Below are 17861 nucleotides of genomic sequence, written 5' to 3'. Positions count from 1 at the left end.
AAAAAATAAAATTCTATATAATTTGATTATTTAAAGATATTATATCACTCCATCCTAAAGAAATCATTAAGTTACACAGACGAGCAAGCGGAGCTGGATGCGAAAGCTGCGGCATTGCAAAAGGTGGTGGATAGCGACAATGCGCACCAAATGGACGTAAACAGATTTCTAAAAATGGTTCGCAAGTACACCGCCATCAACGAGCTTACGCCAGAAGTCTTGCGGCACTATATTGACAAAATCGTGGTGCACCACCGCGAGGAAACGGCAGAAGGCAAAACACAGAAGGTTGATTTTTATTTTAATTTTATTAGAACGGTCGAAATGCCAATGTTGTATGAACTGGCACCATACAAAAACAGCTTTGGCAGACAAAAAGAAAACCACACCGCCAAAGCCGTGTGATTTTCTCTCTCTCAAATGCACATCGTTTTCGTAAGAAGTAGCGGTAACTACTTTCTTATATAGGACAGTCTATGCCCGTTATGTGCATTCATACTGGTGCGGGCGACAGGACTTGAACCTGCACATCGAAGATACCAGAACCTAAATCTGGCGCGTCTGCCAATTTCGCCACGCCCGCGTACGATGAAAAGCGAATCGATCATTCTGCCCAAAGAACTTATATATTATAACCAAAGCACGAATTCTTTGCAAGAGAAACTTTCATACGCGCCTGAAAATAGTCCAAACGCGTATGAAATTGTTGCTTTCTCTCTCAAAATCAGAGAGGCAGGATGCCCTGTTCCAGCATAGACTGCGCCGCCAGCATGGCGCCCAGCCTGCCGCTGTGGAAGTTCAGCCCGCCCTGCATCCAAACTGCAAACGGTTCGCGCAGGGGCGCATCCGCTGAAAGCTCGATGGAAGCGCCGAGCGTAAACGCGCCAGCGGCCATGATGACCTCGCAGTCATAGCCGGGCATATCCCACGGTTCGGGCGTCACGAAGGAATCGACAGGGGCTCCCTTCTGAATCCCGCGGCAGAACGCGATTAGCGCCTCCTTCTCCCGCAGCAGCACCGCCTGAATAATATCTGCTCTCGCTTCGTCCCAACTCGGAGTCACATCATACCCCAGGCTGGAAAAGAGCGCCGACGCAAAGGCTGCGGTTTTCAGCGCCTCCCCCGTCACATTCGGTGCGTGGAACGCACCGAGGAATAATTCGCGGTTATTGCCGAGAGTACAGCCGATCTCGCGGCCAGTGCCGGGCGTCGTCAGGCGGTAGGAGCAGCTTTCCACCAAATCGCGCCGGCCTGCGATATAGCCGCCGGTAGGCGCGATGCCTCCGCCGGGGTTTTTGATCAGGGAGCCCGCCATCAAATCCGCGCCGCGCTGGGTGGGCTCTTCCATCTGGACAAACTCGCCGTAGCAGTTGTCCACCATCACAATGCACCCGGGGGCGCGGCGCTTGGCGATTTTAGCAATGCGCTCAATATCCTCTATGAACAGCGACGGGCGCAGGCTGTACCCACGCGAACGCTGAATATACACCATTTTAAGGCCGGGACGAATCCGACGCTCCATTTCTTCATAGTCCGGCGTGCCGTCCTCCTTTAGGTCGAGCTGCTCGTACTTTACGCCGAATTCCTTGAGAGAGCCGTTGCCGTTGCCGGTGATTCCCAGCACGCCGCGCAGGGTATCGTAGGGAATCCCCGTTACACTGAGCATCGTATCGCCAGGGCGCAGCACACCGAACAGCGCGACCGTAAGCGCATGCGTACCACTGACGAAGTTGGCGCGCACCAGAGCATCCTCCGCTCCAAGCGCATAGGCGTACACCTCATCGAGCACGTCGCGGCCGCGGTCGCCATAGCCGTAGCCGGTCGTGCCGACAAAATGGCTTTCGCTCACCCGCGCGCGGTTAAACGCCGCGAGCATTTTCTGCTGGTTGTAGCCGGCAACCTCGTCGATCCGGCGAATTACCGGCTCAAGCCGCTGCATCGCCTGCTCAGACGCGGAGAGGATTCTATCGTCCAACTGAAAAAACGGATGGTTTATCATACTGTTTGCTCCCTTATGTTTCTGAATGACGGGTCGCCCTGCGGACGATCCCGCGATTGACCGGTTTTCGCATCCGGCCGCCGCCTGCCCGGATCGGCGGCGGATACTAAAAATCCAGCTCGGCCCACCGGCCCGCCGGAGAAAAGGACAGCGACCGGTAAAACAGCGCGGCCCGCTCATTTTCGCACAGCACATACACCGCTCTGGGCGACAGACGCAAAAGCAGCGCCCGGACGACCGCGCCGCCAAGTCCCCTTCGGCGAAAATCGGGATGTACCGCTACCGCCGACAAAACGGCATCTGTTTTTGTAATGCTGCCGGCCATGGCGCAGGCGACCGGCCTGTCCGAAAAATATGCCCCTTGCGTCAAGCACGCCCCGTGGCGCACGCGATGGGAAACATCCAGATAAAACGGTTCAAACTGCCCGGCCCTCTGCTCCCCGCACTCGCACAGCAGGGAAAACAGCGCGCGAACCGGCACTTCCTCCAGCAGTTTTGCGCCGCCCGCCGTCACGGATTCTTCCAGGTCCGCGGAGCAAACGAACACTTCTCCCGCTCTGTTTGGCGCTCCATACAGAGCATGTGCCGCGCTCTCCCCGCAGAGAAGAGTACGGCACCCGGCGGCGGACAGGAATTCTTTCAGCTCGTCCCCATCCGCCGTGCTTTTCAAATGCAGAACCGAGGCGCCGTCCAGCGAGGATACGGCGGCGGTGATTTTTCCGTGCTCGTCTGTTTGTACCCAGAAGCGGGCAAACGGCAGCAAAAGGCCATACGCCCGCTGCAAGCCCGCAATTTTGCACCCAAACGGGCTGCCCTCACAAAAGCGCTCCAGCAGAGGAAGCTCTTTTTCCGTGACCAGACGAATCACTGCGCGCCCTCTCCAGCTGCGATGCGCGCCGCCAGTCCGCGTACCAGACGCTCGGTGTCGTGGTAATCCTGCTCGGCGATCAGGCTCGCGGGGCCGTGCAAATACCGGCACGCGATCGAGACCGCGATGGTTCTCACGCCGCCGCGCACCGTGTGAATCGCGCCCGCGTCGTTGCCCCCCGCTACCGCCTGCTTTGTCTGGCAGGGAATCTCCTGTTCTTCGGCAAGCCTCATGGCCAAATCAAAATAGGGCTTGTCATAAATCGTGCGGCGGTCCATAAAGGAAAGCACCGGCCCCTGCCCCACATGGCACACCTGCCGCTCCGGCTCCACACCGGCAATGTCGCCCGCGGTGGTGGTCTCCACCACAATCGCCGCCTGCGGATCGACCGTATAGGCCGCGACTGCCGAGCCGCGCAGACCGACCTCCTCCTGCACGCAGAACACGAAGGTCATGTCATACGGAAGCTCTTCCCTGATCATATCGATCAAAATGGCGCAGCCCGCGCGGTCATCCAGCGCACGGGAAAGGATCGTACCGCACCCGCGGTGGAATCCCGCGTCGAATACAACAAAATCCCCGGGCGAGACATAGCGTTCCGCGTCGGCCTTGTCCTTGGCACCGATATCAATGTACAGATCTGAAACAGGCACTGATTTGCCCTTCTCTTCCCCTTCGAGCAGATGAATCGGCTTTGCGCCGATGACCCCCGGAACCGTTCCGCCCACCAGAACCGGCTTGGCGCACAGAACCCGGCGATCGATCCCGCCGACCTCCGCAAATTTGAGCAGGCCGCTTTCGCCGATGTGCGTCACGATCAGGCCCACCTCGTCCATATGGGCACTGAGCATCAGCCGAACGGCCGGCTCCTTCGCCCCCTTTTTAAACGCGATGATGTTTCCCAGCGCATCCTTGCGCACCGTGGTCGCAAACGGGGAAATCTCTTCTAAAACAGCGTCGGCCACCTGCCGCTCACGGCCTGAAATGCCGTGAAGCTCGCAAAGCCGCTGCAAAAGCGTTACATCTGCCATACGTTCCCCTCCCCGATATACGCGGCCAAAAGCCTCGCCGTATTCTCAATGTCCACGGTATCGATCACCTCTACCGGCGTGTGCATGTAGCGCAGCGGCACCGAGGCCAGCGCGCACCGCACGCCGGAGCGCGCCGTTGCGATGGAATCCGCGTTCGTGCCGGTCGTGCCGCCCATCACTTCGTACTGGAACGGTATTTCGCGCTTTTTTGCCAGACGAACCAGTTCGTCGGTCATTTGCTGATCGAGCGTGGGAGCGATGCCGATCATCGGCCCGGCGGACAGCTTTCCGCTTTTCCGCTCCGGCACACCGGGCTGCCGGGCAAAGCTGACGTCCACCGTGATCGCCTCGGTGGGGTCATGCGCAAACGCGCCCGTTTTGGCCCCCTGGCCACCCACCTCCTCGCGCGTGCTGAGCAGGATGGTCACGGAGCAGTTCAGCTCTTTTTTCGCCAGCAGCTCCGCACAGCGGATCATCGTACACACACCCGCGCGGTTGTCAAGCCCGGCAGCGGTAAACCTGCCATTCAAAAGAGCGCGGGGCGTGATCTCCCACAAAATCCGATCGCCCGGAGTGACCAGGCGTTCCGCTTCTTCCCTGCTCAAGCCGACATCCACGTACATTTTGTCAACCGGCTCCACCTTTTCCTCGCCGCCCTCCACCAGATGCGGCGGCAGGCAGCACACCACGCCGCGCAAAAGCTCGCGGCCGAATACCGTCACCGAGGTGCCGGGCAGGGCGCGGCGATCCACGCCGCCGCAGGCGGCCAGGCGCAGAAAGCCCCTCTCGGTGATGCCTGCCACCAGAAGGCCGATCTGGTCGATGTGCGCGTCCAGCAGAATCCGCCGCTTTGCCCCCGCATTGCCCATTTGGCAGACAAGGTTCCCCAGCGGATCGTAAGAAATGGCCCCGTATTGTTTCAGCTCCCGTTCCGCCGCCTTCACGGCGGCTGCCTCCGCACCGGACATCCCGGGCGCGGAGCAAAGGCGAAACAGGAGCTCCTGCAAATGTTCCATGCTGATTCCTCTTTCTCTCGTAAACTTCCTGTAAAAGATCAAAACCCGGCTTTCCCCCGCCTTTGGCGGGGGAAAGCCGCAATCTCATTTTGTTCCCGGCAGCGCGTTCACCAGCTGTTTAAAGTGGTAGCCACGCACCTCAAAGCTTGTATATTGGTCAAAGCTTGCGCAGGCCGGCGAAAGCGACACGATGTCGCCGCTCTTTGCCGCCTTGTAAGCGGCCAGCACAGCCTCCTCCATTCCGCCCACCCGCAGAATCTCTGGCCGGCCGGGCTGGTACTCGGGCGCCGCTTTCACGCTCTCTTCAATCTTATCCGCCGTCTGGCCCATCAGGATGAGCAGCTTTACCTTTTCCACGATCGCCTTGCCCAGCTCTTCAAACGGAAGATGCTTGTCGTACCCGCCCGCAAGCAGGATGATCTTATCCGGATAGACGGACAGAGTTCCGCTGATGGTTCGGGTGGGGCTGGTGCCGATGGAATCGTTGTAATATTTGACGCCGCCGAGCTCGCGCACCAGCTCCATGCGGTGCTGAACGCCGGAAAATTCCCTCGCGACCTTGCGGATAGACTCGGCGTCCACCTCTCCCCAAACGGCGGAAATCGCCGCCAGGTAATTTTCCACATTGTGCATTCCGGGGAGCAGAATGTCGGAGGCGGGCATGATTTCGGTATCGCCCGCCAAAATCATCCCGTCCTCTCGCAGCCAGGCCCCATAGACACTGGCCCGACGGCGGCTGAACAGGCGCACCTGCCCGCGCACGGATTCCGCAAAGCCGGCGGCAATGGCGTTGTCCGCGTTGATGACCGCGCTGCTGAACGCGTTCTGGTGCCGCACGATGTTCTTTTTAGCCTCCACGTACTCCGTCATGTCCTTATGGATATCCAGATGATTCGGCGAAACGTTCGTCACCACCGCCACATCGGGGCTTTTGCGCATCGAAATCAGCTGAAAGCTGGAAAGCTCCACCACCGCCACGTCCCCCGGTTCAATGGAAGTGATTTCGGGCAGCAGGGGCTTGCCAATGTTCCCGCCAAGATGCACTTTCTTCCCCGCAGACTCAAGCAGCTTTGAAATGATGGTAGTGGTGGTGGTTTTGCCGTCGCTGCCGGTCACCGCATAGATTTTGCACGGGCAGAGGTCGAAGAACACTTCCATCTCCGACGTGACGGCCCGCCCCTCTTTTCTGGCCTGATCCAGCTCCGGCAGAAAAAACTTCATCCCCGGCGTGCGGAAAATCACATCCGCATCCAGGTTCTTTAAATAGTCCTCACCCAGGCAAAGCTCCGCGCCCAGTTCCTCGAGCTGCCGTGCCGTATCGCCCAGCTGCTCCCTTTGCCGCCGGTCGCGCGCCTGCACCGTGGCGCCATGCTCCAAAAAAATCCGGATCAGCGGCAGATTGCTCCCGCCGATCCCGCAGAAGGCCACTTTTTTTCCTTGCAATCCCTCAAAAAAGGTTCGTACCCTGCTGTCCATTCCCATACGCCCCCGCTTCTCTCACTCGGTTTTCGCTTCCGCCTCACTTTTATTTGAAACGATAGTATGCGCTGCTCGCCCCGGCAAAAGCGGGGAAAGCAGCCGCTGTTTTTTTATCATAAAGTAGACTGCTTCTACCATATTATACTAACCAGATTTTTAAATATCAACCGAAATCCAATCTTTCAGCATGTCCGCGTAAGATTTAAAGGCGGAGGGCAGCGCGTATTCCTCCAAAAGCTCCCGATACGTCGCCCAGACAAACTCCCCGAACGGGCGCGAAACGCGGACGGCATACGCCGTCATGTGCCATTCGCGGTGCGTAAAGATGTGCTTTGCCTTGGGCAGAGGCTGCAAGATAAATTCCGAAAGGCCCCATTCACGCAGCTGATCCTCGGCCCCCTCGGGGGAAAATACCCCCGGCACGCCGGGAAGCTCCCACAGCCCGGCCAAAAGCCCCTTCGCCGGCCGTCGGCGCAGCGCCACCCGATCCTCCGTACACAGGAGGAACACCGTGCGCTCCTCTATTGCTCGGGGGCGCTTCGCTGTTTTCACCGGCAGCTCGGCGGCTATCCCTTGCCGGTAAGCGGCACACAGGCCGTTTAAGGGACACAGCAGGCACAGCGGCGCGCCGTTCGGCAGGCAGACGGTAGCGCCGAGCTCCATCAGCGACTGATTGAAATCCCCCGCCCGTTCGGGCAGTATTTCGCGCACTGCCCCGGTGATCTGACGCTTTACCGCGGCGTCTTTCATATCGCGGCGGTCGGCCGTCAGGCGCGAGATCACGCGCAGCACGTTGCCGTCCACCGCGGGAACGCGAATCCCGAATGCGATGGAGGCCACCGCGCCCGCCGTATATTCGCCAAAGCCCGGCAGAGCCAGAAGCGCTTCAAACGATGCGGGAACCTGCCCGCCGTACCGCTCTTTCATTACGAGCGCGGCGCGCTGCAGATTGCGCACGCGGTTGTAATACCCAAGGCCCTCCCAGAGCTTGAGCAGCAGCTCCTCCGGCGCGCCGGCAAGCGCTTCCACCGTGGGCAGGGCCGACAAAAAGCGCTCGTAATAGGGCTTTACCGCTTCCACCCGCGTTTGCTGCAGCATGATTTCAGATACCCACACGCGGTACGGCTGCGGATTTTCCCGCCACGGCAGCACGCGGGCCGCCCGGCCGTACCAGGAAAGAAGCGGCTGAACAATTCTATTTAGATCGGGCGATGCGTTCAATGTGGTACCCCTTTCTGCCAAAACAGCCGGCAGAAGCTGTGTTCTGCCGGCTGATGATCTCCGTTTTATATTTTCCGCAGAAAAACGACTTATCCCTTCCGGAAATACGGTTTGTCGGACAAAAACTGGTCCGCAGGCTTTTTCGACGTGTGTTCCCTGGTCAGCAGGGGGCGCGGCGGCTCGCCCTTTTTGCGCGGGCCCAGAGAGGTGAGGTAATCCTCTTTCTTTTCCGGGGCAGGTGCGCTACGGCGTTCTTGCTCCGGCTGACGCTCCAGCTGTTCCCTAGGGGCGCGGCGGGCCGCGTCTTTTGCCGCGGCTTCACGCTTTTCGGGGGGCTTCGCTGCGCTTTGCTCCCTGGCTGCGCGCGGCTCCGTTTTTACGGCGGCAGGCTCCTGCTGCGCTCGTCTGGCCGCAGGTTCGGGTTTGGGCGTACGCGGCGCTTTGACCGCCTGCCTTTTGGGCTCGGCAGCCTGCTTTTGCGCAGGTTTTTCGGCGGATTCCGTCCGCCCCGCCTGCGCCGGGCGGACCGCGGCATCCTTACGCACCTTTCGCTGCTTTGTTTTTGCAGCCGACTTCGGCTGCGCCTGCCGCTTCGGCGCATCGTTCGCCTTCTCCGCCTGGCGCGGACGCTCCTGCCGCTGGGTGCCCTCGCTCCGCTGCTTTTCGCGGTGCTGTGGCTGCTGTGCACGCTGCGGGCGCGGCGTTGGCTGCTTCGGCGGCGTCAGCGTGAATACCTGCATCGGGTAAGGGTGATCCTCCACAACGGGAACCGGCTTGCCGATCAGCGCTTCGATGTCTTTCAGATACGGCTTTTCATCGATGTTGCAGAACGAGATCGCCGTTCCGTCGAGCCCCGCGCGGCCGGTACGGCCAATGCGGTGCACATATGTTTCGGGCACGTTCGGCAGATCGTAGTTGATAACATGGGACAGCTCGTCGATGTCGATGCCGCGGGCGGCGATATCAGTCGCCACCAGAACGCGAATCTGGCGGGCTTTAAAGCTGGAAAGAGCCTGCTGGCGCGCCGTCTGCGACTTGTTGCCGTGAATGGCCTGCGCCTGAATCTTCGCGCGGACAAGCTCGCGAGCCACACGGTCGGCTCCGTGCTTGGTGCGCGTAAACACCAATGCCGACTCGATTTCGGCGTGCTTGAGCAGCTCGATGAGCAGCTTCGGCTTATTGCCCTTGTCCACAAAATACACGGACTGCTCGATCGCCTCCGCTGTGGAGGAAACCGGCGCGACCGCCACCTTAAAGGGGTCTACAAGCAGAGAATCCACCAGCTCGGTAATTTCGGGCGGCATGGTTGCAGAGAAAAACAGCGTTTGCTTTTGCCGGGGCAGATGGGTGATCACGCGCTTTACGTCGTGAATAAAGCCCATGTCGAGCATTCTGTCGGCCTCGTCCAGAACAAAGATCTGAACCGCGCCCAAATCGATAAAGCCCTGCTGAATCAAATCATTCAGGCGGCCGGGCGTCGCAACAAGGATGTCCACTCCTCTGTTCAGGCTGTTTACCTGCGGCACCTGCGAAACGCCGCCGAAAATCACCTCGCTGCGCAGAGGCAAATATCTGCCGTAGGCGTGCAGGCTTTCGCCGATTTGAATGGCAAGCTCGCGCGTCGGGGTGAGAATCAGCGAGCGAATGGCGCGCTTTTGCCCCTTGGGCACGGGCGGCTGCGCGTTCAGCCTTTGCAGAATCGGCACGGCAAACGCGGCCGTTTTACCGGTTCCCGTTTGTGCGCAGCCCAATACATCCCGGCCTAAAAGGGCGGGCGGAATCGCTTTTTCCTGAATGGGAGACGGCGCCTCGTACTGCTCCTCCTGCAGTGCTTTCAAAATAGGCGCAATCAAATTGAGTTCCTGAAAATTCATAATACTGTTTAATTCCTTCCTAAAAAGCCGCTGACCCGCCCATGAGGCGTTGGCCCGGCCCTTCCTCTTCTGAATCTATAAATGGGAATCAGATGCCCCTCGCTTTTACGGGCGGCGGGAACCAAATGATTCATCCTCAAGCGGCAGGCATATTCCCCCGCTTCAAGTTTCAAAGCTCTTTCAGCCGCTGCGAACGGCGTGAGGTTCTAATAGACAGAGAAAGCGGCCGCAAGCGGCACGCGGTTTACCGCTTTAAAACACCGGCTCTCTCCGGCTGTTATTTTGCCGGATAATAGATTATTATACCGCTCTTTGGGGTGGAAAGCAAGACCAACCGCCCCGGCGATCTCTCTGCCCCGTGCTTTCTCCCCCTTTCGGCTTCGGCCGAATACAGAAAAGAGGCCACCGGAGCCACCCGATTCTCCGCACAAAAACAGCCGGCGTCTGGCCGGCCGCTTCTCTGTGTGGCGGTGATCCGATTATAAAAACGGAATTGCCAAATAAGGGTTTGTGATCTCCTGAATCGGTACGCCGTAATATTCTTTGCGATACTGCGCGATGGAATACGAAAGATTCGCGGCGATCCGCTGTGTGTTGTGCATAATCCAGTCCGCATCGCGCGGGTAATCGTGGAACGCCGTCTGTACCAGCAGCGCAGGCATTTCGGGGTAAGCCATCTCCGTTAAGGTCTGGTTGTTCGCCAGCTTGATCTTATCTTTCTCGGGGTAAATGAAATTATCTTTTACAATCTGGGCCCAGAGCCCGCTCATGGGCAAATTGGTCTGATAGTAAATGAAACAGCCGTTATACTGCCCGGAGAGCGCCTCCGGCGCGGCGTTGGAGTGGATGGAAAGATACAGGGTACAGTTGTTCTGCGCGGCCTGTTCCGCGCGCGCCTGCAGCATCGTGCCCCACTCGCTTGCGGGAACCTGTGCGCTCGACGGCGCAATGATGGTTTCAATGCCATATTCGTGCAGATACTGGGCCATCCAGTTGGCGATCTGCCGCATATAATCCTCTTCGGTTTTCCCATCGGGATACAGATTATAATACTGCGGCGACGGGCTGAGATACACCCGGAACGCGGGCTGCTCCACTCTGGTGCGCGACTTCATAAACGCTTCGCTGCCGACTGTCTGCGGCGCTTCGGCGGCAAACGCCTGCGCGCTCCCCATACAGAACAGCATTCCCGCAGTGAGCAGAAGGCTTATCATTCGTTTCAGCATGGTCACTTCCCCCTGTAAACACAACAAGATACACTTCATTTTATTATATCGGCTCGTTCGCGTAATATAATTATTTGAAAGAATTATATTACGCGCGTTTTTAGGAATTTACAGAAAATGCGGGGAGCGCCCGCGGCAGCCGTTGCTTTTCGGGAACAAATCTTTTATAATCAAAAGAAAACGACGGATTCTCATCCGGTGAAGGAGAACGCAAATGATCGGAATTATCGGCGCGATGCCCATTGAAGTTGAGGGACTGAAAAGCAGGCTGCAAAATTCGCAGACGGAAAACCTGGCGGGTTTGCAGTTCAGCAGGGGAATGCTGTCCGGCGTGGAATGCGTCGTCGCGCACTGCAATCCCGGCAAGGTGAACGCCGCACTGTGCACCCAGCTGATGATCACCCACTACCAGCCCCGTCTGGTGATTAACAGCGGAGTGGCGGGCGGAATCGGCGCGGGTATTCACATCGGCGATCTGGTGATTTCCACCGCCGTGGTACAGCACGATATGGACACCTCCCCACTGGGAGATAAGCGCGGCTATTTATCCGGCATCGGGCTGATCGAGATTCCCGCTTCAGAAAAGCTGGTTCAGCTGCTCGGGCGAACGGCCCCGGAGGTTTACAAGGGCGCGGTACATACGGGCGTGATCGCCACGGGCGACCAGTTTATCTGCGATTCGGCAAAGCTGCACGAGCTGGGCCGCGACTTCGGCGCGCTGGCCTGCGAAATGGAGGGCGCCGCCGTGGGGCAGGTATGCCATGTAAACAACGTGGACTTTGTCGTGCTGCGCACGATTTCAGACAACGCGGACGACGACGCGAAAATGGACTACACCACGTTCGCCCCAATCGCGGCCCAGCGCGGGATCGACCTGCTGTGCCGCATTCTTCCCGAGCTATCCTGATTCTTTTGCGCCGGCGCAAATCCCGCGGTTATAAAAAACGGGCCCTGCGTCCCCGGCGGGGGCGCACGAACCGCGGCCTGCCGTTTGTGCAAAGGATTCTGCATGATCTCTCCCGTTCCCGGTTCGGAACCGCCAAACAGAAACGGAGGGTGCATATGAAGTTCTATGACATCTCCCGCGAATTGTTTTCTGCCGATGTATACCCGGGCGACCCCGTTCCCTGGTCGGAGCGGATTCGCCGTATGGACACCGGCGACGACTATAATCTCTCCGCCTTTTTCACCGGCTCCCACAGCGGTACCCACCTGGATGCGCCGCGGCACTTTCTGGAGGACGGGGACACGATCGACCGGATTCCGCTGGAATTCCTGATCGGGCCATGCACGGTGGTTACGGTGGAAGGGATTGTGACAGGAGCGCAGATCGAAGCACTTTTGCCCCGCTGCCAGAAGCGGATTCTGTTCCACGGCGACGGCCAGGCGTTTTTGGACCGCAGCGCCGCGTTTGTCCTGGCGGACAGCGGCGCCCTGCTGGTGGGAACGGACGCGATCTCGATCGGCAGCGAGGCCGAGGAGCGGTCGGTTCACCTGGAGCTTTTGGGCGCGAATATTCCGATTCTGGAGGGAGCCGTTCTCGACGGCGTTCCGGACGGGGACTACCTGCTGCTTGCGCTGCCCTTAAAGCTCCGCGGTCTGGAGGCTTCTCCCTGCCGCGCGATGCTGTTGCAGGGCTCTCTGCCAAGGGACGAACGCTTTTCGTAATATGGCAGGCCAGCAATTATAACAAAGTAAAACGGCCGCGTGACTTTTCAACGGCCAAAAGGGCTTCCGCGCTCATTGCGCGGAAGCCCTACTTAATTTATATTTGAGAAAAGGCAGAGATCAAAATCATTCCTGCTGCGCGTGCCGCAGGGCCGCTTCGTATGCGGCTTTTGTTCTCTCGTCAAAGCAGACCATCGTAACCGACTGCACGGTTTTGGCTATTGGGGAAAACGCGAGGATTTCCCGCACGGCAATGTAGGCGGCGCATTCCAGCGGAAAACGGTACACGCCCGTGCTGATGGAAGGGAACGCCACAGTACGGCAGCCGTTTTCTTCCGCCAGGTGCAGGCAGCTCCGGTAGCAGGAGGCAAGGAGGCCCTCCTCCCCGGCTCCACCGCCGTGCCAGACGGGGCCGGGCGTATGAATGACATAGTTTGCGGGCAGCCGATAGCCCGACGTGATCTTGGCCTTGCCGGTTTCGCAGCCGTGCAGGCGCCTGCATTCCTCCAGCAGCTCAGGGCCCGCCGCCCGATGAATGGCCCCGTCCACTCCTCCTCCGCCCAGCAGAGAGGTGTTGGCGGCATTGACAATCGCATCCGCCGTAAAAGCCGTAATATCTCCCTGAATAATGGAAAACTCCATAACGTTCCTCCTTTGAGCCGCTCCCTTTGACCCAGCCGGTTCCCTATCGATTTTCACAACGATTTCCTTTAAGAAAGCGATCCTTTCTTTCACCCGCCGTGCATGGCGGAGGGAATCGTTCTGCCGGGCACAAAGCCATTGGAAAGTAAACGGACTATAAAAACAGAATACTCCGCGCGGAACCAAAATGCAATTAAATGGAGGTAAAAAAACAGCTCCTCAACTGGCGGTCTTCCGAGCACCGGTGAGAAGCTGGTCTTTCATTTTCAGAGATTATACGGAAATCTGGTCGGCGATGCTGCGCGCATAGCACTTCATTCTGTCCAAATCCTCTGCCGTGGGGGTGAAATTGGAACGGATTCCCTCCCCCTCAAAGCGGTACTTCAAGTGCTCCAAACGGGAGCGCATCATACCAACGGCCTCGCCGCTCCAGCCAAACGAGCCAAAGGCACCGGCCGGCTTGGAACGAACATTGATCGCGTCAATGCTCGACAGCACATCCCAAACAATCTTGGGCGCGTCGCGGTTAATGGTGCAGGAGCCCATCAGAAGGGCATCCGCTTCATTGGCGGCGACTACAGACTCTTCAAACGGAGTAAAGACCACGTCGATCAGGCGCACATCCAGCTCAGAATCGGCAGAAAGCTCTTCATAGGCGGCTTCCGCCAGCTGCCTGGTGCAGCCGTACGCAGAAGCGTACAGAATCGCAATCTTTCTGCGGTCACACTTTTCGGGCAGGCTCCATTTGCGGTAAAGCTCCGTGATCTCCTGAATTCCCTGAACCAGGCAGGGGCCATGGCTCGTGCAGATCATACGAACCGGCAGGTCCTTGATTTTATCCAGACCGCTGAGAACGTAAGGCTTGAACGGGCCGAAAATACAATCGTAATAGTGGCGCACCTGCTCCAGGTATTTCTCCCGGTAGTGCATGTCGGTGTCCACCAAAGTGGGTTCGCAGAAATGCGTCCCCAGAAAATCGCAGGTAAACAGCAAGCCGCTCGTTTCATCCCATGTAAACATGGAATCCGGCCAGTGCAGAAGGGGCGCCACAATGAATTGCAAAGACCGGTCGCCCAACTCCAAAATCTCTCCCGATTTTACCACATGGAACCGGAACTCCTGATTCGCAATGGCTGTAATGTACTTCTTTGCCGCCATTGTGGAGTAGATTTCAATATTGGGATTCAGCGCCAGCAGCCTTGCCACACTACCGGAATGATCCGGTTCCGTATGGTTCATGATCAGGTAATCGATTTCTGAAACGTCGATCAAACTCTGAATATTTTCGAGATACTCTTCAAAGAAATCTGCATGAACCGTATCGATCAGCACATTTTTTTGGCCGGTGATCAGGTATGCGTTGTAGCTGCTCCCATAAGGGGACTCCATAATAATGTCAAACACACGCAAACCGGGATTCAGTACTCCGACCGAATAAATGTGGTCCGCCAATTTCTTTGTTGCCATGACTGAAACATCCTTCCCGCTGACTGGGCGTAAATTTGCCCTTTACTGGGGGCTGAACATATCCTTGGAAACCCCACATTCCGGACAGGTCCAATCTTCGGGAAGATCTGCAAAACTGGTTCCGGGAGCGATACCGTTATCAGGATCCCCTACCGCCGGATCGTATACATAGCCACAAGCATCACATACATATTTTGCCATAACTTTTAACACTCCTTTTAATTGACAATCTTTTATCACTTAAGGGTTGATGCATTTAGTATACTCTATTCTTTTTAAAATTGTCAATCAAAAGAGGTGTCTTTCATGTGTGTTTCCGCATTAAATACTGCCGTCGTCCAGAATATTGCACAAATGCGCGGGACATACCGTGCCCGTGGCCAGGGTACGGGCCAAAGCCATTGCGCGGGCTTTGCTGCTGCTGACGTTCTCGTATTCAGCTTGAGCACTCACAGCACCTCGTTGTACAATGCGAATCCCATAGCCGGTTTGCTCGTCACCAAACACATAATACTCCAGGACTCTGTTCTGCCGCGAAATGATGATCTTCCCTACATTTTTGACCATGAACGGCCTCTCCCCCTTCTAAAATGTAATCTCCGCAACATTATTTTCGTGAATTTAATTCACATACTTTTTCATTCATCATACGGGATTTCTGAAACGTTTTCAATATGGCATCCCATTGTCACATCTACTTTTTAATTTTTCCTCAATATCTTTCGCTTCTCATTTTCTTTCTTACCAGATGTAGCTCCAAGCAGAGCTTTCTCCGCCTCCACTATGACAAACGGAACCAGCGAAATCAGTGCGACCGCCGCCCACTGGGCGCCGCTTAACACCGCTGTTTTGAAAATCTGTGCCACTGGCGCCACCGCGATCACCGAAACCTGCATGAGCGTGCAGATGGCGGAGGCCGCCACGAGCTGCGGATTGCTGAGAAATCCGATGCGGAACAGAGAATGGGACGAACGCATGTTATAGCTATGTACGATCTGAGAAAGGCTCAGTGTTGCGAACGCCATGGTTCGGCCGACGATCGGATAAGAGGGGTCTATGTCGAAAAACGCGCGGCCCACACTGTAGGCCAGCAGAGCCAAAGCGCCGATCAAGCAGCCCTCCACCAAAATATTGTATCCCATACCGCCCGCGAAAATGCTCTCATTTTGCCGATGCGGGGGCTGTTCCATCACATCATTTTCAATCGGCTCGACCCCGAGCGCCAAGGCGGGAAGAGAATCCGTCACCAGATTGATCCACAGCAGCTGAATGGCCAGAAGCGGCAGGGGCAGATGCAGCAAAAACGCCAGGAACACGGTGAGAATCTCGCCGATATTGCAGGAAATCAAGAAATGGATCGTTTTGCGGATATTTGCGTAGATGCCGCGACCCTCTCGCACCGCCTCGACGATCGTCGCAAAGTTGTCGTCGGTCAGCACCATATCCGCCGCGCCCTTTGCCACGTCTGTACCGGAGATTCCCATGGCGCAGCCGATGTCCGCCGCCTTGAGCGCGGGGGCGTCGTTCACGCCGTCGCCCGTCATCGCCACCACCTCGCCGCGCTTCTGGTAGGCCTTGACGATGCGTACCTTATGCTCCGGCGATACCCGGGCAAATACCGAATACTGGTAGATATTCCGTTCCAGGTCGCGCTGTTGCATCTGGTCCAGCTGCTGGCCGGTGAGCGCTTTGTCCTCGGGGCCCATCATACCCAGCTTGCCGGCGATTGCGACCGCCGTCGCCACATGGTCCCCGGTAATCATCACGGCGCGGATGCCCGCCTTCTTGCACAGGCGCACCGCCCGTTCCGCTTCCGGACGCGGGGGATCGATCATGCCGATAAAGCCGCAGAATACCAAATCCTTCTCCCACTCATTTTCCGGCGGGAGCTGCTTCACATCGCGGTAGGCCACGCCGAGCACGCGCAGCGCACGCGACGCCATCTGCTCGTTTCTGCGCTGCAGCTCGCGCCGCACCTGCTGATCCATGGGGGCGGTGAAGCTGCCGCCCTGGCAGGTGGTGCAACGCTCCATCAGAAGATCCGGCGCGCCCTTCGTGATGATGCGGTACTGCTGATTGTCGAGCCGGTGCACCGTCGTCATCATCTTGCGGGCGGACTGGAAGGGAATTTCTCGCACTCTGGGCATGCGGCGCTCCAATTGATCCTTTGGAACGGGAGAAGCCGCCAGAAGCGCGGCCTCGGTTGGGTCGCCCTGTATTTTACCGCCCGAAACGGTGCAGTTGTTGCACAGCGCCGCCAGCTCCAGAATGCGTCTGGCCTGGGTGTCCTGCTTTGTCAGCAAGCCGTCGTAGCCGGCTACCTCTACCACGGTCATCTTGTTCTGCGTGAGCGTTCCGGTTTTATCTGAGCAGATGACGCTTGCGCTGCCGAGCGTTTCCACGGCGGGCATGCGGCGCACAATGGCCCGGCAGCTGGCCATGCGGCGCACGCCCATGGCCAGAACAATCGTGACGACCGCCGGCAGCCCTTCGGGAATCGCGGCTACCGCCAGACTGATGGAAATCATAAACATATCCAGCGGCTCTACGCTCTGGATGAGCCCCATGAGAAAGATCGCCGCGCAGATTGCCAGCGCGCCGATGCCCAGCACCTTGCCCGTGTGGGCCAGCCGCTTTTGCAGCGGGGTCTGGGGCGCTTCCTCCGAATGGAGCATGTGGGCGATTTTGCCTACCTGTGTTTCCATTCCGGTGGCAACCGCCACGCCCACACCGCGCCCGGCCGCAACGCTGCTGCCGGAATACAGCATGTTCCGGCGGTCGCCAAGCGGCGTTTTATCCCCGCAGACAAGCTCCGCCGATTTTTCCACCGGCAGGGATTCGCCGGTGAGCGCGGACTCCTCCGCGCGCAGGTTGTGCGCCTCCAGAATGCGCAGGTCGGCCGGTACAAAATCGCCCTCCGTGAGGAACACGATATCGCCGGGAACGATCTCTTTCGAGGCGATTTTAACCCGTTTGCCGTCGCGCATCACCACCGATTCGGGCGAAGTGAGCTTCTTCAGCGCGTCGATCGCCTTTTCAGCGCGGCTCTCCTGTAAAACGCCGATCACCGCGTTGACGATGACGATGAGCAGAATGATAATAGGGTCTATGTAATCACCGTCATGCCGGAACAGGGAGGTAAAAAATGAAACCGCCGCGGCAATCAGCAGAATAATGACCATAAAGTCTTTGAACTGCTCCAAAAACTTTGCGATGAGGCCGGGCCGTTTGCCCTCCCGCAGTTCGTTGTGCCCGTATTCCCTTTTCCTCTGTTCCGCCTGCGGTACCGTAAGCCCCCGCTTGGGATCTGTTTTCAACTGCCGGATGCATTCCTCTCTGGACAAGCTTTGCCACTCCAAAACAAATCAAC

At 57.8% G+C, this 17861-nt stretch carries 16 protein-coding genes and 1 tRNA gene; 3 read left to right on the top strand and 14 right to left on the bottom strand.

Going from position 1 to position 17861, the window contains the following annotated elements; genetic code table 11:
• Positions 1–123: 123 nt before the first annotated feature.
• Positions 124–405 carry a DUF4368 domain-containing protein gene (locus tag G340_RS0106345; RefSeq protein ID WP_326522352.1) on the top strand — a complete coding sequence of 94 codons (282 nt, stop codon included), beginning with the start codon at positions 124–126 and terminating at the stop codon, positions 403–405.
• A gap of 94 nt (positions 406–499) precedes the next feature.
• On the opposite strand, the gene G340_RS0106340 is transcribed toward G340_RS0106345, so the two are convergent.
• The 9 genes from G340_RS0106340 to G340_RS0106300 all read right to left on the bottom strand — a co-directional run bounded on the left by G340_RS0106340 (position 500) and on the right by G340_RS0106300 (position 10714).
• Positions 500–583: transfer RNA gene (locus G340_RS0106340), tRNA-Leu, on the bottom strand.
• 141 nt (positions 584–724) lie between these two features.
• Positions 725–1999: a methionine gamma-lyase family protein gene (locus tag G340_RS0106335; RefSeq protein ID WP_020072818.1), complete on the bottom strand. Its 1275-nt coding sequence runs from the start codon at positions 1997–1999 to the stop codon at positions 725–727.
• 106 nt (positions 2000–2105) lie between these two features.
• Complete coding sequence (locus tag G340_RS0106330) at positions 2106–2867, bottom strand: GNAT family N-acetyltransferase (protein ID WP_020072817.1); 762 nt, start codon at positions 2865–2867, stop codon at positions 2106–2108.
• Entirely contained in the window at positions 2864–3898 is a 1035-nt protein-coding gene (locus G340_RS0106325) for a M42 family metallopeptidase (RefSeq protein ID WP_020072816.1), read from the bottom strand. Before G340_RS0106325 ends, G340_RS0106330 begins: the two co-directional genes overlap by 4 nt.
• Positions 3886–4914: a zinc-binding metallopeptidase family protein gene (locus G340_RS0106320; RefSeq protein WP_020072815.1), complete on the bottom strand. Its 1029-nt coding sequence runs from the start codon at positions 4912–4914 to the stop codon at positions 3886–3888. The genes G340_RS0106325 and G340_RS0106320 overlap by 13 nt, the downstream gene beginning before the upstream one ends.
• 84 nt (positions 4915–4998) lie before the next feature.
• Positions 4999–6390, bottom strand: a complete 1392-nt coding sequence (gene murD / locus G340_RS0106315) for a UDP-N-acetylmuramoyl-L-alanine--D-glutamate ligase (protein ID WP_020072814.1) — start codon at positions 6388–6390, stop codon at positions 4999–5001.
• A 159-nt stretch (positions 6391–6549) separates the two neighbouring features.
• The gene (gene mutY, locus G340_RS0106310; RefSeq protein ID WP_027103890.1) at positions 6550–7635 is read right to left on the bottom strand and encodes an A/G-specific adenine glycosylase; all 1086 of its coding nucleotides are present in this window, start codon (positions 7633–7635) and stop codon (positions 6550–6552) included.
• Between the two features lie 68 nt (positions 7636–7703).
• Positions 7704–9488, bottom strand: coding sequence for a DEAD/DEAH box helicase (locus G340_RS16465; RefSeq protein ID WP_020072812.1), 1785 nt, complete (start codon positions 9486–9488; stop codon positions 7704–7706).
• A gap of 479 nt (positions 9489–9967) precedes the next feature.
• Positions 9968–10714, bottom strand: coding sequence for an N-acetylmuramoyl-L-alanine amidase family protein (locus G340_RS0106300; protein WP_020072811.1), 747 nt, complete (start codon positions 10712–10714; stop codon positions 9968–9970).
• Positions 10715–10928: 214 nt separating this feature from the next.
• On the opposite strand from G340_RS0106300, the gene G340_RS0106295 reads away from it, so the two are divergent.
• A complete protein-coding gene (locus tag G340_RS0106295) occupies positions 10929–11621 on the top strand; it encodes a 5'-methylthioadenosine/adenosylhomocysteine nucleosidase (protein ID WP_020072810.1) in 693 nt (230 codons plus the stop codon).
• Positions 11622–11776: 155 nt separating this feature from the next.
• A complete protein-coding gene (locus G340_RS0106290) occupies positions 11777–12382 on the top strand; it encodes a cyclase family protein (protein ID WP_020072809.1) in 606 nt (201 codons plus the stop codon).
• 126 nt (positions 12383–12508) lie between these two features.
• On the opposite strand, the gene G340_RS0106285 is transcribed toward G340_RS0106290, so the two are convergent.
• The 5 genes from G340_RS0106285 to G340_RS0106270 form a co-directional block, all read right to left on the bottom strand.
• Complete coding sequence (locus tag G340_RS0106285) at positions 12509–13024, bottom strand: O-acetyl-ADP-ribose deacetylase (RefSeq protein WP_020072808.1); 516 nt, start codon at positions 13022–13024, stop codon at positions 12509–12511.
• 273 nt (positions 13025–13297) lie between these two features.
• On the bottom strand, positions 13298–14491 hold the full coding sequence (locus G340_RS0106280) for an FprA family A-type flavoprotein (protein WP_020072807.1): 1194 nt from the start codon (positions 14489–14491) through the stop codon (positions 13298–13300).
• Positions 14492–14533: 42 nt separating this feature from the next.
• Positions 14534–14692 carry a rubredoxin gene (rd, locus tag G340_RS17450; RefSeq protein ID WP_081626938.1) on the bottom strand — a complete coding sequence of 53 codons (159 nt, stop codon included), beginning with the start codon at positions 14690–14692 and terminating at the stop codon, positions 14534–14536.
• 120 nt (positions 14693–14812) lie between these two features.
• Complete coding sequence (locus G340_RS0106275) at positions 14813–15058, bottom strand: DUF6514 family protein (RefSeq protein WP_020072806.1); 246 nt, start codon at positions 15056–15058, stop codon at positions 14813–14815.
• 134 nt (positions 15059–15192) lie between these two features.
• The gene (locus G340_RS0106270) at positions 15193–17835 is read right to left on the bottom strand and encodes a calcium-translocating P-type ATPase, PMCA-type (protein ID WP_020072805.1); all 2643 of its coding nucleotides are present in this window, start codon (positions 17833–17835) and stop codon (positions 15193–15195) included.
• Positions 17836–17861: the final 26 nt, after the last annotated feature.

The organism is Faecalispora sporosphaeroides DSM 1294 (assembly GCA_000383295.1).
Taxonomy (GTDB): Bacteria; Bacillota; Clostridia; order Oscillospirales; family Acutalibacteraceae; genus Faecalispora; species Faecalispora sporosphaeroides.
Note: the sequence above shows the minus strand (reverse complement) of the source record. Positions and strands in the feature narration are given on the sequence as shown.